This window comes from Oribacterium sp. P9 (assembly GCF_046365365.1).
GTDB lineage: Bacteria > Bacillota > Clostridia > Lachnospirales > Lachnospiraceae > Oribacterium.
Window position 1 is genome coordinate 1 of the sequence record NZ_JBKEIS010000008.1, and the last position, 16,042, is coordinate 16,042.

Consider the following 16,042-nt stretch of genomic DNA (forward strand, 5'->3'; position numbering starts at 1 on the left):
TCTAAAACGGAACAGCGGTACTGTGGCGCCGGAACGGCGGTTCAGAATCGCCCGGAATACTCATTTTTCGCAAAACAGCATTAAATAGATGAGATGACATTATCTATTTTGAAATTTGACACAATAAGGTACTTTTAAAAATTTCGACATTACCTGGTTTGACGCAATAAAGGTTCTAAAGAAATATTGACATTATATTTGACGCAATAGAGCTTGTTTAAAAATAATGACATTAGCTATATCCTTAAATATTTTGCATATGTGTAAGAATTTAACGATAGAGGTAATGTCGAATTTTTCACAAGGCATGTATTGCGTCAAACTTGAAATTACATAATGTCATTCATTCTATAATATGCAGTATTGCGAAAAAGGAAGTACCAGAAAAACCGATTGGGAGAATCAGATTGAAAGGACGACTATGATTGCAATCATCGAATATGGCGTGGGAAATCTCTTCTCGCTGCAGAGCTCTCTCAGAGCGATCGGCGAGGAGGTGGTGGTGACGGCGGATCAGGAGGTCATCCGGCAGGCGGATCATGTGATCCTGCCGGGGGTCGGTGCGTTCGGTGACGCCGTGCAGAAGCTGCGCGACTGCGGGCTCTTCGATTTCGTGAAGGCGCAGGCGGCGACGGGGAAGCCGTTTCTCGGGATCTGCCTCGGCATGCAGCTGCTGTTCGACCGCTCCCTCGAGTATGGGGAGCATGAGGGCCTCGGGCTGATTCCGGGTGAGGTGCGTCCGATCGAGGGTGTGATCCCGGCGCATCTCGACATCCCGCACATGGGCTGGAATGCGTTGCACTTCGTGGATGACTGCCCGCTCTTCCGCGATCTCACGGAGGGCGACTGTGTGTACTTCGTGCACAGCTTCGCGGCCTTCGACTGTGACGCGCATCTGACGGCGACCGCGGAGTACGGTGTGCCGCTGACCGCCGCAGTTCAGAAGGGCAATGTCTATGGCACGCAGTTTCACCCGGAAAAGAGCGGGGCTGTCGGCCTGAAGATCCTGAAGGCGTTTGCTGCACTGTGAGGAGGAACTATGCTGCTGTTTCCAGCGATTGATTTATATGACCATAAGGTAGTACGGCTTCTGAAGGGCGACTACCAGAAGATGACAGTGTACAGCGAGGACCCGGTGGCGACAGCCCGGGGCATCGAGGCGGACGGCGGACGCTGGCTGCATCTCGTGGACCTCGAGGGCGCGAAGGACGGCACGACGCCGAACTTCGATGTGGTGGCGGCAATCTGCCATGAGACGAAGCTCCAGGTGGAGATCGGCGGTGGGATCCGCAGTCTCGAGATGATCGAGCGCTATCTGAATGCCGGTGTCGCGCGGGTCATCCTCGGCACGAAGGCCGTGACGGATGAGGATTTCCTGCGGGATGCGGTGGGGCGCTGGGGCGAGCGGATCGCCGTGGGCGTCGATGCGAAGGATGGCCGGGTGGCCGTCAAGGGCTGGGTCGAGGTCCTCGATGTCGATATGTTCGACTTCCTGTGGAAGCTGCGAAGCCTCGGTGTGAAGACCGCGATCGTCACGGATATCTCGAAGGACGGCGCGATGAAGGGCACGAATCTGCCGTTGTATGAGCGCCTGAGCCGGCTTGACGGCATCGACATCACCGCGTCCGGCGGCGTGTCGACGCTCGAGGACATCCGGGCACTCCGCGACATGGGGCTCTATGGCGCGATTCTCGGCAAGGCGATGTACAACGGCGCCATCAAGCTGAAGGATGCGCTGGACGTCGCACGCGGATGATGTGTCGGGCAGTAGGGATGCTTTGGCAGGCGACATCGGGAGATCGGTGAAGTCTTGCTGACAGAACGCAGCGGACGGTGCCTGTGAAAGTGCATTGGCCGAAGGCAGATGATGAGGTAACAGAGATGATTACGAAACGAATTATTCCGTGCCTGGATGTGCGCGACGGGCGCGTGGTGAAGGGCGTCAATTTCGAGGGACTGCGCGATGTGAGCAGCCCGGTGGAGCTCGGGAAATACTACAGCGATGCGGGCGCGGATGAGCTCGTGTTCTATGACATCACCGCGAGCTTCGAGGGGCGGAAGCTCTTCACGGACATCCTGACCGCGGTCGCGCGGCAGATTTTCATCCCGCTGACCGTGGGCGGCGGCATCAACACCGTCGATGATTTCGACCGTGTGCTGAAGTGCGGTGCTGATAAGGTGTCGGTGAATTCGGGCGCGATCAGGAATCCGGATCTCATCAATGCAGCGGCAGAGAAGTACGGTAATCAGTGTGTGGTGCTGTCGGTGGATGCGAAGCGCGTGGACGGAAGCTATCATGTGTTCCTGAACGGCGGCCGCATCGATACTGGCATGGATGCACTCGAGTGGATCCGGGATGGCGTGAAGCGTGGTGCGGGTGAGGTCGTGCTGAACTCGATCGACACCGACGGGGTGAAGCAGGGCTTCGACCTCGAGATGCTCGCGGCGGTGAATGAGCTCGTGAAGGTGCCGGTCATCGCATCCGGCGGTGCCGGCTCTATCGAGGATTTCGTGAAGCTGTTCCATGAGATTCCGGACATCTCTGCCGGCCTCGCCGCCTCGATCTTCCACTTCGGCGAGGTGAAGATCGGAGACCTGAAGGAGAGACTAGAGGCGGAAGGCATCCCGGTCAGACGTTGATTCACAGAAAGATGGGGGCACATTTTGAAGTGTACATTCAGAGTGTTGCTTCCATTTTTTACGTTCTATAGTACAATGTTGGCAGCGTATCACAGATGAGGAGAGGACAGGAATGGCAGTCGAAACATTTGATATCGAGAAGGTGAAGTTTGACGAAAAGGGGCTGGTGCCGTGCATCGTACAGGATTTTGAGACGAAGCGCGTGCTGACACTGGCGTACATGAACAGGGAGTCGCTTCGTATCTCACTGGAGAAGGGGCTCACCTGCTTCTGGTCCCGCTCGCGGCAGGAGCTCTGGCTGAAGGGCGCGACGAGCGGAAACTACCAGCACATCGTGACGATGGAAGCGGATTGTGACCGTGACGCGATTCTCGTGCAGGTCCGGAAGGATGGCCCGGCGTGCCACCGCGGGAATGACAGCTGTTTCGATGATTCTTTATATAAAGAATGGGCGGAGAACCGGTCGAAAGATAAGCCGCTCGGGAAGTGAAGAGCTGACGCCAGAGGCATTGGCCGAAGAACATGAGATGTGGGGAAGAAGAGATGGATTCAAAAGACGAGCGAATGGATATATATGACAGCGAGAAGCGCCGGACGGGCCGTGTCGTGCCGCGTAGCAGCTTCCTGCAGGCGGGCGAGTTCATGCTCTACGTGCTGGCGCTGATCGAGCGCCCGTCAGACGGGCGTTTTCTCATCACGCAGCGTGCGCTCACGAAGAAGTGGGCGGCGGGGGCCTGGGAGGTTTCCGGTGGCGGAGCACTGGCAGGCGAGGACAGCTTCACCGCGGTGACGCGCGAGGTGCGCGAGGAGACCGGACTCGATATTTCAGCGGTGCCGGCGGTGATGCGGACGCCGATCTACGGGTACCGCAACGAGGACCTGAAGCGCGGCGACAACTATTTCGTCGATATCTATCATGTGAAGCTGGAGTTCGCGGATGCGGACGTGACGATCGAGCAGTCGGAGGCCATCGACTTCCGCATGGCGACGATGGACGAGATCCGCGCGCTGCACGAGGCGGATGAATTCCTGCATTATAAGCGGATTCAGGAAGCACTCGCGGCGGAGAAGAAGGTGACGCAGGCATGATGCCTGGTTTTTGAAGGAAACGTGCCTGCGGTTCATGATGGTGAATTTCGGGAGTGTAGGCATGTTCTGCGGTATTTTCAGGTATCATGCCTGCCAGGCGAGTACCAAGGGGCAAAATCTGTGGGAGAACGAAGAGCTGTACATGGAAGAGTTTATCAAGGAAAAGAAAACAGTTTATAAAACGCGGGACCCGCTCGGGCAGTCGATCGAGGTCTGTGAGGGGCTCTACAACGAGGAACACATGCGGCTGCTGCTCGTCGATGGGGCGATGCAGTCGGCGCAGTACCTGGATCCGCTGCGTCCGGATGAGCTCGCGTTCGAGTATATGCGCGAGTTCGAGTGGGCGTTCCGCCTGCATCCGTCGGCGCGGCGGGTACTGCTGATCGGGGGCGGCGGCTTTGCCTACCCTCGGTTTTTTCTGAAGCAGTATCCGGAGAAGTCGATCGACGTGGTGGAGCTTAGCCCGACGATCGTCGAGGTCGCTCGGGATTATTTCGGTCTGCGCGCGCTGGAGGCACAGTATTCGGACCGACTCCGCGTCATCGTCGGCGACGGCCACCGATATCTGGAAAAACTGTCCGCAACCTTTGCCGCTACGGATGCGTCTGTGAGGGTGGCCAATGCAGGCGACCGCGAGGCTCATACCGCTGCGGAGGAAGATTCACTCCGCTACGACGCCATCCTGAACGATGCATATATCGGCTATAAGTCGAGCGCATCCATGCAGGCGTCGGCGCAGCTGTTCCACCAGTGCCTCACGGATGGTGGCCTCTACGCCGCCAATATGGTGACGGCGCTTCGTGGCCTCCACTCGATTCAGATGCGCCGCGAGCGGAAGAATTTTCAGAAGGTGTTTGCATACACCTTTCTCATGCAGTGCGACGACGAGATCAGTCCATTCGTGCCGCAGAACAACATTTTCTTCGCCTCGGATACGGCGTTTGAGATGTGACAGGAGTTCTCATGAGAAACTTAAAAGCAAATTATCATACGCATACCACCTTCTGTGATGGCTCCGACGCGGCGGAGGCCGTGGTGCAGGAGGCGCTTCGAAAGGGCTTCACGCATCTCGGCTTCAGCGGGCACATGGATCCGGGCGTCTCGATGGACTACGTGGCCTACGCACAGGAAATCTGCCGTCTGCAGGTGGCGTACCGCGACCGAATCGATATCCTCCGAGGTGCGGAGCTGGACAATGTCTACGATCCGTCGTGTGTGGCCGGTGCGGAATACACCATCGGTTCGACGCATTTCGTGCCGGTGCCTGGCTCTTCTGTGTGGTCGACACCGGCTGCCTTCGGGACACACCTTGAGGGCTCCGAAAACTGGGATCTGATCGGCGTGGATGGAGACATTGGCATGCTCCATGACCAGTGCAGGCAGTACTATGGCGGCGACTTCTACGCCCTGTCCGCGGACTACTACCGCTTCGAGGCGATGGTGGCGACACGGCTGCACCCGACGTTTATCGGGCACTTCGATCTGATCACGCGCTTCAATGATCTCTCGCGCGCAGATGGTGGCCACTTCCTCGATGAGATGAGTGAGCGTTACCTTCTGCCGGCGCAGCGGGCCATGGAGGCGCTCGTGCCGTACGGGCTGCCGTTTGAAATCAACTGCGGCGCAGTGAACCGCGGGCGGAAGAGGGAACTGTATCCACGACCGGAGCTGCTTCGGCATCTCCATGCGCTCGGCGGAGAGATCCTGATCTCCGCGGATGCGCATCAGAAGGAGCTGCTCGACGGCGGCTTCGAGGAGGCGATGGAGCTCGCACGCTGGGCAGGGTTCACGCACACAAACCTCCTCGTGCGTGCGGTGGGCGCCGATGATGCTTCTCGACCTGCGAAGAATACGAAGCCGGATGCGGGAGGAACACTGTACTGGCGGACGGCAGCATTTTGTCCAAAATTCATTTAGTTTCTGCTTGATATATTTATATCAAGGATGTAGACTTGTATACAACTCAACAAGATGAATAACTTTGATAGGGTAAAAGTTGATTCAAGGAGGATGTTACATGGAACTGGTGAATCGGACAATCGCAGACTGTCTGAGAACGATGGCGGAGAAATATCCGGATCATATTGCACTCGAGCAGGCAGAATGGACCTGTACGTTTCGTGAACTCGATGAAATTACAGATGCCTATGCCGGACGCTTGATGAATCAGTATGGTGTGAAAAAGGGACAGCACATCGGTATCTGGAGTGTGAATACCCCTAGCTTCGTGTTCACGGCGCTTGCACTTGCAAAAATCGGTGCAGTGGTCTGCACATATAATACCTATTATCGTGTAGAAGAAATGAGCAGTATTCTTCACCAGTCCGATGTTGAACTCCTGTTTTATGGTAGTGGCTGTAAGGATACAGTATATGATGACCTGATCCCGGACATTAAGCGCCGTACACCGTCAGTGAAACACTTTTATCATATTGACGAAAAGGAAGGCGGCATCTGGATGTCGCTCGACAGCTTTTCGGAGAACGAGAAGAGTGCGGAGACGATCCAGCAGGTGCGGGATGCAGAAAAGCAGGTAGATACACAGGATCCTGTGTTTATCATTTTTACATCCGGAACCACCGAAATGCCGAAGGGCGTCGTGCTGACACACTATAGCGTCATCAACGATGCACTGCATACGAAGCATTATATGCGCTGGACAGAAGAAGATAAGATGTGTGTTTCGGCTCCGATGTTCCACTGCTTCGGCCTGATCACGGCACTTGTCGGCTGTGTAACCACCGGCTTTACGATGCATCTGCTTCCGTATTTCCGTACAGCGACCGTATGGAGAGCGATTACAGAGTATCACTGTACCATTATGATCGGTGTACCGAGTATGTATCTGGCACTGATTCATAAGAGTGAATATGCTGATCTGAACGGAGAGAGTCTGAAGTCTGGTGTCGTTGGAGGATCGCCGCTGCCACCGGATGAGTATGAAGAAATCAGTGCACGTTTTTCGAATATGCATTTGCAGCCTTCGTTTGGTATGACGGAGATGTCAGCTGCGGTATCGTTCGCCGGATGGGATGACCCGATTGAAAAGAAGGCGGTGACCGTCGGACGACTTATGGAGGATGTAGAAGGACGAATCGTTGATCCGGAATCCGGAAAAGTTCTGGGACCGAACCAGCGTGGCGAGATCCAGTTCCGTGGCTTCAATGTCATGAAGGAATACTATAAGCGTCCGGATAAAACCGCGGAAGCGTTTACCGCTGACGGGTGGTTCCGCTCGGGAGATATCGGCTATTTCAATGATGAAGAGGAGCTGTGTATCACCGGTCGCCTGAAAGATATGATCATTCGTGGTGGTGAAAATATTTCGCCGATGGAAATCGAAGAAGTGATTTTACGTTCCGGTATGGTAGAGAACGTAAAGGTCGTTGGTGTGCCATCGAAATTCCGTCAGGAAGAGGTGGCTGCCTGCGTGATTCCGAAAAACGGAAATATACTGAATATGGAAAGCTTTTATGCCTTCCTGAAGCCACGTATTGCGTCCTATAAAGTTCCGAAGTTTGTGCTTAGCTTTCATGAATTTCCGATGACTGCGTCTGGGAAGATCGATATCGCTGAAATCAAGCATCAGGCCATCGAACTGACGAAGACGCCGAATGAGCGGTGCTATGTCAATGCATAAGGCGAAGCATCATCACTCCGCGGGCGCGGTTTAAGATCGTCTGGCGATGATGAAAAGGCAGAAGCATTGGCCGCAGGCAGAAGATGATTCATTTTAAAACAGGCGATGTGAGGTTGATATATGAAGAAAATGGATGAAGCATTTTATAAAAAGGTGATGGATTATCGAAATTCCGAGAATAATCCTTATGGTCAGCTGCTGCAGCTGCGTGTCGTTGATATCAAAGAAGGATATGGTCGGGTAGAAATCGATCTTCATCATGAGCTCATGAATTCTGTTGGTATCGTGCATGGGGGACTTCTGTTCTCCATCGCGGATTCTGCAAGCGGTGCCGCTGCAGCTTCCAGGGGAACGAAGAGCGTGACGCTGAGTGGCGGCTTGAATATTATTCGTAAGAGCGTAGGCTTTCAAAAGCTGATTGCGGAAGCCTATGTGGTACAGAATGGCGGAACGATTTCCGTGTACGACACGAAGATTCATAACGAGAATGGTGATCTGATTGCAGAAGGCATGTATACCTACTTCGATCTGCATCGCCCACTGTTTGAAGATGAGGAAAGTACATCCGAATCTCCGGAAGGTTCTGAGAAGAAATAAAACGATAGAACCGTATGGATACATCCGAGAGGGAGGACAGACGCTTTACTTATCCTACTAATTTGGTATACTATAAAACGGGTTTACCAGCAATGAAGGATATCAAATGAATAATAAAATAAATCTGAATCAGATAGCAGCGATAAAAACCATGAATAGTGACGAGATCTATGAAGAAATCCGAAAGCAGATCATCGATCTGAGCTATGAGCCCGGGCAAATGCTGAGCGAGAACCAGATGGTAGAGCAGTATAAAGTCTCCCGTACGGTGATACGTGCTGCTTTTTCCAGACTTCAGCAGACAGGATTTCTGGAAGTATATCCGCAGCGAGGTACCTTCGTTTCACTGATTAATCTGAATTATATTGCGGATCTTCTGATGCTGCGAACGGCCATCGAAAAAGAAGTCATCTTCGAGCTGATATCCTATTTGTCAGACGAGAGACTGAATGCATTGATTGAGAAGCTTGAAGAGAATATGATGAAGCAGGAATTATGCTCTCATGAAATCGACTACCATGGTAACTTCCCGAGGTTGGACAGTGAATTTCATGAGGCGATGATCCAGTCTGTACGAAGAGAGTCGCTGGTTGCACTACTTGGCCCGTACATGGGGCACATCGCGCGGTGGAGAAACTTTGACGTTTCCTTCGATAATCGTATTCCTGAACTTATAAAGGAACATCGACATATTCTGGAGGCAGTAAAAAGTAAAGATATTTTTCTGGCACAGAAAGCACTGGCAGAGCATCTGGAAACCATCACGACGATCGCAGATCGTGCGATGAAGGAGTATCCATCCTACTTTATACGACAGTAATATTTAAAGCGTACTGACATGAATCCCCAAACGGATGAATTTACGTAATGTAAACCATCTCTTTGGGATTTTTTATATTGAAGCGTAGAATCGTTATGAAGTTGATCAATAGTCATCATTGAAACTTGAAAAAGAAACGTTGGGTAAAAATACAAGTTTAAAAATTAACAAATTTTCGAAATATTATCAGTTAAATGCACAAAACAGGAAACACCATGCAGATTACTATTTACATAATGCACAAGCCTTGATAGAATAATAACAATGTATTTTGCCCTTTTGATATTCACTAGTATACAAGTAGACAAAAGAACAAGATTACATAAGGAGGGACAATGTTTACATTAGGCGTTGATATAGGATCAACAACTGCGAAAGCGGTTATCCTTCAGGATGGAAAAGATATCGTAGCATCTTCGATTATCGTAGCGACGGTTGGTACCAGTGGTGTCCAGCGAGCAGTAGAGGATGTTCTGAAACAGACAAATTTAACATTATCGGATATAGAAGCAACGGTTGCCACCGGATACGGACGGCAGACCTATGACGATGCGGATTATCAGGTCAGCGAGTTGAGCTGCCATGCCATCGGAGCACACTTTGTATTTCCTTCTGTTCGAACCGTGATTGACATCGGTGGTCAGGATGCGAAGGTGCTCGCACTGAATGAGCAGGGACAGCTCGATAACTTTGTTATGAACGATAAGTGCGCAGCAGGCACCGGTCGTTTCCTGGATGTCATGGCGAACATCCTGAACCTGAAGATCGATGATCTCGAGGTGGAAGCGGCGAAGGCGCAGCATCCGGCACAGATTTCCAGTACCTGTACCGTATTTGCAGAATCTGAGGTGATCTCACAGCTTGCAAACGGAACAGATATTGCGGATGTGGTGGCAGGTATCTGTAACTCCGTTGCCACCAGAGTGGCGTCTCTTGCAAGACGCGTCGGCATCCGCGAAGAGGTCTGTATGACCGGCGGCGTGGCCAATAACGGCGGCGTACGACATGCACTCGAGCATGAGCTTGGTGTCACGATCGCATATGACGAGAAAGCACAGCTTATGGGAGCTTTAGGCGCTTCTATTTATGCTTTTAAAAAATCTTTAAATAAATAAAGGAGGTTTTATCTATGGGAGAGGAAATCAAGAAACAGAGACCGGCACCAGATCCAAATTCTGCGAAGGTACTGCTGAGAAACATCGCAGCAGCTGCATATGATAATGCAGTCGAAGCGAAAAAGCGTGGCGAGTTAGTCGGCTGGTGCTCGAGTAACTTCCCGGTAGAAATTCCGGAGACGTTAGGGCTTACCGTTTGCTACCCGGAGAACCAGGCAGCTGGTATCGCAGCCAGAGGCGGCGGAGAGAGAATGTGCTCCGAGGCAGAGAGCGAAGGCTACAGCAACGATATCTGCGCATATGCCCGTATCTCTCTTGCATACATGAAACTGAAGAGTGCACCTGAGCAGGATATGCCGCTTCCGGATTATGTACTCTGCGCAAACAATATCTGTAACTGTATGATCAAGTGGTATGAGAATATCGCGAAGGAACTCAATATTCCGATGATCATGATTGATATTCCGTTCAACCCGGATTATGAAGTATCCGAGGCTGAGATCGATTACATCGAGGGACAGATGTGGGATGCCATTCATCAGCTTGAGGGAATCACCGGTCATAAGTGGAGCGATGAGAAGTTCAAGCAGGTACAGGAGATTTCTGGAAAAGCAAGTAAGGCATGGCTCGATGCCACCGCAACAGCAAAGTATGTTCCATCACCATTTAATGGCTTCGATCTCTTAAATCACATGGCGGTTATGGTTACCGCAAGAGGTAAGGAAGAAGCAGCCAAGGCGATGGCAACTCTGAACAGAGAGTATGAGGAGAACCACGTAAACGGAACTTCTACTTTCCGTGCAGAAGAGAAGTACAGAATCATGTTTGAGGGTATCGCCTGCTGGCCATGGCTGAGAGCAACCTCCAGCGGTCTGAAGAACCGTGGCATCAACATGGTTACCACCATTTATGCAGATGCCTTCGGATTCATCTATAAGGACTTCAGAGATATGTGCAGAGCATACGCAGAGGTACCGAACTGCATGAATCTTGAGCATGCAAGAGATAAGAGAATCCGTCTCTGCAAGGCAGATTCAGTAGAAGGCTTACTGGTACACACCAACCGTTCATGTAAGCTCTGGTCCGGATTCATGCCGGAGATGTCACGTCAGATCGGTGAAGCATGCGGTATTCCGGTTGTTTCCTTCGATGGTGATCAGGCCGATCCGAGAAACTTCTCTGAGGCACAGTACGATACGAGAGTTCAGGGACTGATGGAAATCATGGATACAAATAAGGAGGCGAAGTAATTATGACATCAAGTGAAATTTTTGCGAAGCTTCATGAAGTGGCTTCCAATCCGAGAAAGCAGCTCGATCAGTATCTTGCAGAAGGTAAGAAGGTGGTCGCGGTTACCTACTATACACCGAATGAAATCATCCATTCGATGGGCCTCGTTCCGATGGGTGTATGGGGCGCAGACGTTCAGATCAATCAGGCGAAGAAGTACTTCCCTGCATTTATCTGCTCTATCATGCAGTCGATCCTCGAGCTTGGAATCAACGGTGAGTACAAGGGCATTTCTGCGATCGTCATTCCTTCGCTCTGCGATTCACTGAAGTGCATCGGTCAGAACTGGAAGTACGCCGTAAAGGATATTCCGTTTATCCCGATGACCTATCCGCAGAACAGAAAGCCGGAGTATGGCAAGCGCTTTACGAAGGCCGGCTATGAGCGAGTGGTTTCTGACCTCGAAGCTATCACAGGTGCGCATTTCTCAACCGCAAGCCTGGCAAACTCAAATCATATCTACAACGAGCATAATGCAGTGATGCGTGAGTTCGCGGAAGTAGCATCTGAGTATAAGATGACGGCACAGGAGAGATCCGATGTATTTAAGAGTGCATGGTTCATGCTTCCGGAAGAGCATACCGCTCTTGTAAAGGAGCTGATTGCAGAGCTTAAGCAGGGTCCGAAGGATGAGCGTAAGGTAAGAGTTCTTGTAAGTGGAATTCTTGCAGATGCGCCACAGCTCCTCGAGATCTTCGAGAAGTACGGCATCAAGATTGCATTTGATGATGTATGTAACGAGTCCAGACAGTATAAGGTAGACGTTCCTGAGACAGTTCAGAATGCGATGGACGGTCTCGTTGAGAAGTACTGTGCGATGGATGATGACACACTTCTTTATGATTCGAAGAAGTCCAGAGTCGATTACATCGTGGATCAGGCGAAGAAGCATAACGCAGACGGTGTCATCGTACTGATGACAAAGTTCTGTGATCCGGAAGAGTTTGACTATGTTCCGATCAAGAGAGCCTGCGAGGCTGCCGGACTTCATCAGGTAAATATCGAGGTTGACCGTCAGATGGTGAACTACGAGCAGGCTGCAACACAGTTAGAGGCGTTCAGCGAGTTATTCTGATGTAAGCGAGTACTCGTCGGGTGCATGTCCATGCACCCGCATGAGTGCCGTGCATAGCATAAGAAATTCGAAAGGCGGTTTCTTATGTTTATAAAGTTTTATAAAGCACTTTTTAGGAGGAAGTAGTAATGGGAAGCAGTAAAAAAGAGAGTCGCCTGGCCATCGAGATCGGCGTAGCATTCGTATGGTTCACGACACAGTTTGGTGGTGGTTTCGCATCAGGTAACCAGCTAAGACAGTATTTCGTACAGTTTGGTAACTGGGCATTCTTAACCTGCCTGATTTCACAGTTAATCGGTGCATTCTATCAGTGGTATGCACTTCGTTATGCGAAGAGACACAATGTATATGACTACAGAAGCTACAACAACAGCTTTTATGGCAAGTATTCACCGATTTTCTCAAACCTGTACAAGCTTGTATATGTCGTAACCCTTTGCGTAGCACCTGCAGCAGCATTCGCAACCGGTGTTGAGACCATGAAGGCATCCTTCGGTGTGAATCACTGGGTTGGTACCGCATTCGTAGGTATCTTCATTTTCATCGTTGCTGTTTATGGAACAAACGTTGTTCGTAAGGTTGCATCGGTTCTTTCCATCGCCATCGTAGCAGGTCTGTTCCTGGTTTATATTCCGAACATCGTTGTACAGTGGGGTGACATCCAGGCAAACATCGCAGCAAGCGCAGCTGCACCGGCACCGATGAGCAAGGCTTTATGGCTGAGTATTGTTTACTCTGCATTCCAGCTTGCATCTCTGGGCCTTCTTGTTCAGCATGCAGCACCGTTTGAGGAGCCGGATGATGCGAAGGCTTCGATGACCATCGGTTTCTTCGTCAATGGTCTGATCTGCATCATGGCCGTTCTCGGTCTTACCGCTATTACAAACGATCCGAACTTCGCTAAGGAGTCCATCCCTCTGATGATCCTCGTGAACAAGGGACCGGCACCAGACGTTCTTCGTCCGATCATTTCGATCCTGATCATCCTCGGCTCTGTATCCACTGCCGTAAACATGATCGCTGGTATGTCGAACCGTGTATGTAAGGGCCTCAACCCGAACTTCGATCCGACTGCAAAGCCTGGTAAGGATGTTATCATCGTAACCCTGATCTGTACCGTTGTTGCATTTGCAATCGCACAGCTTGGTCTTAATAAGATCGTAGCCGTAGGTTACAAGTACCTCGGATACCTCACCATCCCTGTAATCGTCATCCCATATGTAATCCATATGATCGTTACAAAGTTCGATTCTCTTCCACTGGAGAATGAAAATAAGTAATTGAATAAAAACTATAATTTTAAAAGGAGAATATGACTATGAGCAAGTTACTTGAAGGCGTAAGAGTTGTAGAGCTTGCGAACTTTATTGCAGCAGCTACAGCAGGAAGATTCCTCGCCGATTGTGGCGCCGATGTCATCAAGATCGAAGCTCCAAATGGAGACCCGCTTCGTTACACAGCACCATCCGAGGGTAGACCTCTCGACTGGCTGGAGAATACAACCTGGGAGCTGGAGAATGCAAACAAGAGAGAGGCATCCATCAACCTGAAGTCCCCGGAAGGTATGGAAGCATTCTATAAGCTGCTTGGAACAGCTGATGTACTGATCACAAACTGGAGAATTCAGGCTCTTGAGAAGCTTGGCCTCGACTATGACCACCTGAAGGAGAAGTTCCCGAAGCTGGTTTATGCGATCTGCACAGGCTATGGTGAAAAGGGTCCGGACAAGGATCTTCCAGGATTTGACTTCACCGCATTCTTCGCACGTGGCGGATATCTTCACTCCTTACATCAGGGCAGTGATCGTCCGATGAACGTTGTTCCTGGCCTCGGCGATCATAACGTAGGTATGAACCTTGCGGCTGGTATCCTCGCTGCACTTTATCATGCAAAGGTTACCGGACAGGGTGAGAAGGTAGAGACCTCCCTTTTCGAGACCTCCGTTTACAACATGGGTATGATGGTACAGGCTGCAAACTATGATGGCATCGCAAGAAAGTATCCGATCGATGCACGTAATGCAGCAAACCCGGTAAACAACTGCTTCAAGACCAGTGATGGCCGTTATATTCAGCTCTGCACACCGGATTACAATACCTACTATGAGAGAGTTATGCGCTCCATCGGTCGTGAGGACCTGATCGGCAATGCTGACTTCTTCCCGATTCTTGATTGCCAGAAGAACGGAAAGACCCAGGAGGTATACGACATCGTGACCACTGAGTTTGCGAAGTATACGAAGGACGAGATGGCACACAATCTTACTGAGAATGATGTTCCGTTCGGCCTCGCACAGAGCTGGGAGGAAATCCTTCAGGATAAGCAGGCAGAGGCAAATAATTGCTTCTATGATATGACCTTCCGTACAGGTAACACCAGAAGACTCGTACGTCTCCCGGTTAAGTTCACCAACATGGGCACACCGGATTACAACAGAGCTCCTGATCTCGGTGAGCAGGGCCCAGAGGTTCTGAAGGAGTTAGGTTATACCGACGAAGATATCAAGAGAATGCTTGAGAGCAAGGCTCTGTATATTCGCGATAACAAATAACAATTAAATAAGGGCAATGATGCTTAGACCTAGACGCCTAACCGGTCATTGCCCGACTTTTTTATGAAGGAGGAATACGAATGGTTCTTTCAGAAAAATACGAGATGCTGAGAAAAAATTTCCGTAATTTTGCTGAGACGGAATTCACGAAGGAAATTCAGGATCGACTGGATGCTACAGGTGAGTTCGATTTTGAGCTCTATGCGAAGATGGCGAAGTATGGATTCACTGGTGTCAAGATTCCTAGAGAGTATGGCGGACAGGGTGGTGATACCCTTACCTATATGCTGATGGGTGAGGAGTTCGCAAGAGTAATGCCAGTTGCAACCATCTATGTAAACACACCGAACTCTCTTGGTGCTGGTCCTGTTCTTATGTGTGGAACAGAGGAGCAGAAGCAGGCGATTCTTCCAGACGTTGCGGCTGGTAAGAAGAATATCGTTTTCGCTTTAACTGAGCCGGGTGCAGGTTCTGATGCAGGAAGCCTTCAGACCTACGCAGTTGAGGATGGCGATGATTTTATCATCAACGGACGTAAGTGCTTCATTTCCGGTGCACCGTTCGCAGATTATGCTGTTGTATATGCAAAGACTGATCGTACACAGAAGGGAAGCAAGGGCATCTCTATGTTTATCGTCGATATGAAGCTTCCGGGTATCAGCACCGGTAAGCCAGAGGCGAAGATGGGTATCGGCGGTTATCCGACCTCAGATATCAGCTTTGATAATGTTCGCGTAAACAAGAAGTGGTTACTTGGACCGAAGGATAAGGGATTCCAGACCGCGATGAAGACCTTAAATGGTGGACGTCTCGGTGTTGCTGCTCAGTCACTGGGTCTCGCTCAGGGCTGTCTCGAGGAAGCGATTAAGTATTCGAAGGAAAGAGTACAGTTTGGACGTCCGATCGCAAAGAATCAGGCCATCAGCTTCATGCTCGCTGATATGGCAACCGAGATCGAGGCTGCAAGATGCATGATCTATACTGCTGCACAGGAGATGGACGCGAATGATCCTAACACCCCTATGAAGTGTGCGATGTGTAAGTTATATGCTGCTGAGATGGCAAACAGAGTGGCTTATAAGGCACTGCAGATCTTCGGCGGATATGGCTACATCAAGGAGTACAAGATCGAGAGAATGTACCGTGATGCCAGAATCTTCAGTATCTATGAGGGAACCAGCCAGGTACAGCAGATGGTTATTTCTGGTGCACTTTTACATTGATG

The 16,042-nt window shown here is 50.7% G+C and carries 16 protein-coding genes; all 16 read left to right on the forward strand.

All coding sequences use genetic code 11. The features are described 5' to 3' along the window. Positions 1–421: 421 nt before the first annotated feature. The gene (hisH, locus tag ACK8P7_RS06295) at positions 422–1,030 is read left to right on the forward strand and encodes an imidazole glycerol phosphate synthase subunit HisH (RefSeq protein WP_410043375.1); all 609 of its coding nucleotides are present in this window, start codon (positions 422–424) and stop codon (positions 1,028–1,030) included. A 9-nt stretch (positions 1,031–1,039) separates the two neighbouring features. Further along, complete coding sequence (gene hisA, locus ACK8P7_RS06300; RefSeq protein WP_410043376.1) at positions 1,040–1,756, forward strand: 1-(5-phosphoribosyl)-5-[(5-phosphoribosylamino)methylideneamino]imidazole-4-carboxamide isomerase; 717 nt, start codon at positions 1,040–1,042, stop codon at positions 1,754–1,756. A gap of 125 nt (positions 1,757–1,881) precedes the next feature. Further along, positions 1,882–2,640 (forward strand): imidazole glycerol phosphate synthase subunit HisF, encoded by a 759-nt coding sequence (gene hisF, locus ACK8P7_RS06305; protein ID WP_410043377.1) that lies wholly within the window; start codon positions 1,882–1,884, stop codon positions 2,638–2,640. A gap of 112 nt (positions 2,641–2,752) precedes the next feature. Continuing rightward, the gene (gene hisI, locus ACK8P7_RS06310; RefSeq protein WP_410043378.1) at positions 2,753–3,130 is read left to right on the forward strand and encodes a phosphoribosyl-AMP cyclohydrolase; all 378 of its coding nucleotides are present in this window, start codon (positions 2,753–2,755) and stop codon (positions 3,128–3,130) included. 74 nt (positions 3,131–3,204) lie between these two features. Beyond that, positions 3,205–3,729: an NUDIX hydrolase gene (locus ACK8P7_RS06315; RefSeq protein ID WP_410043379.1), complete on the forward strand. Its 525-nt coding sequence runs from the start codon at positions 3,205–3,207 to the stop codon at positions 3,727–3,729. 142 nt (positions 3,730–3,871) lie between these two features. Then, a complete protein-coding gene (locus tag ACK8P7_RS06320) occupies positions 3,872–4,681 on the forward strand; it encodes a spermidine synthase (RefSeq protein WP_410043380.1) in 810 nt (269 codons plus the stop codon). Positions 4,682–4,692: 11 nt separating this feature from the next. Next, entirely contained in the window at positions 4,693–5,646 is a 954-nt protein-coding gene (locus ACK8P7_RS06325; RefSeq protein ID WP_410043381.1) for a PHP domain-containing protein, read from the forward strand. 100 nt (positions 5,647–5,746) lie between these two features. After that, positions 5,747–7,369 (forward strand): AMP-binding protein, encoded by a 1,623-nt coding sequence (locus ACK8P7_RS06330; RefSeq protein ID WP_410043382.1) that lies wholly within the window; start codon positions 5,747–5,749, stop codon positions 7,367–7,369. Positions 7,370–7,489: 120 nt separating this feature from the next. Next, the gene (locus ACK8P7_RS06335; protein ID WP_410043383.1) at positions 7,490–7,966 is read left to right on the forward strand and encodes a PaaI family thioesterase; all 477 of its coding nucleotides are present in this window, start codon (positions 7,490–7,492) and stop codon (positions 7,964–7,966) included. A 151-nt stretch (positions 7,967–8,117) separates the two neighbouring features. Further along, a complete protein-coding gene (locus ACK8P7_RS06340; protein WP_410043384.1) occupies positions 8,118–8,786 on the forward strand; it encodes a GntR family transcriptional regulator in 669 nt (222 codons plus the stop codon). Positions 8,787–9,121: 335 nt separating this feature from the next. After that, positions 9,122–9,901, forward strand: coding sequence for an acyl-CoA dehydratase activase (locus ACK8P7_RS06345; protein WP_410043385.1), 780 nt, complete (start codon positions 9,122–9,124; stop codon positions 9,899–9,901). A 14-nt stretch (positions 9,902–9,915) separates the two neighbouring features. Continuing rightward, positions 9,916–11,151, forward strand: coding sequence for a 2-hydroxyacyl-CoA dehydratase subunit D (locus ACK8P7_RS06350; protein ID WP_410043386.1), 1,236 nt, complete (start codon positions 9,916–9,918; stop codon positions 11,149–11,151). Between the two features lie 2 nt (positions 11,152–11,153). Continuing rightward, positions 11,154–12,266, forward strand: a complete 1,113-nt coding sequence (locus ACK8P7_RS06355; RefSeq protein WP_410043387.1) for a 2-hydroxyacyl-CoA dehydratase subunit D — start codon at positions 11,154–11,156, stop codon at positions 12,264–12,266. 128 nt (positions 12,267–12,394) lie between these two features. Further along, on the forward strand, positions 12,395–13,546 hold the full coding sequence (locus tag ACK8P7_RS06360; protein ID WP_410043388.1) for a hypothetical protein: 1,152 nt from the start codon (positions 12,395–12,397) through the stop codon (positions 13,544–13,546). A gap of 38 nt (positions 13,547–13,584) precedes the next feature. Beyond that, complete coding sequence (locus ACK8P7_RS06365) at positions 13,585–14,817, forward strand: CaiB/BaiF CoA transferase family protein (protein ID WP_410043389.1); 1,233 nt, start codon at positions 13,585–13,587, stop codon at positions 14,815–14,817. 80 nt (positions 14,818–14,897) lie between these two features. Beyond that, complete coding sequence (locus ACK8P7_RS06370; protein WP_410043390.1) at positions 14,898–16,040, forward strand: acyl-CoA dehydrogenase family protein; 1,143 nt, start codon at positions 14,898–14,900, stop codon at positions 16,038–16,040. The last annotated feature ends 2 nt before the right edge of the window (positions 16,041–16,042 follow it).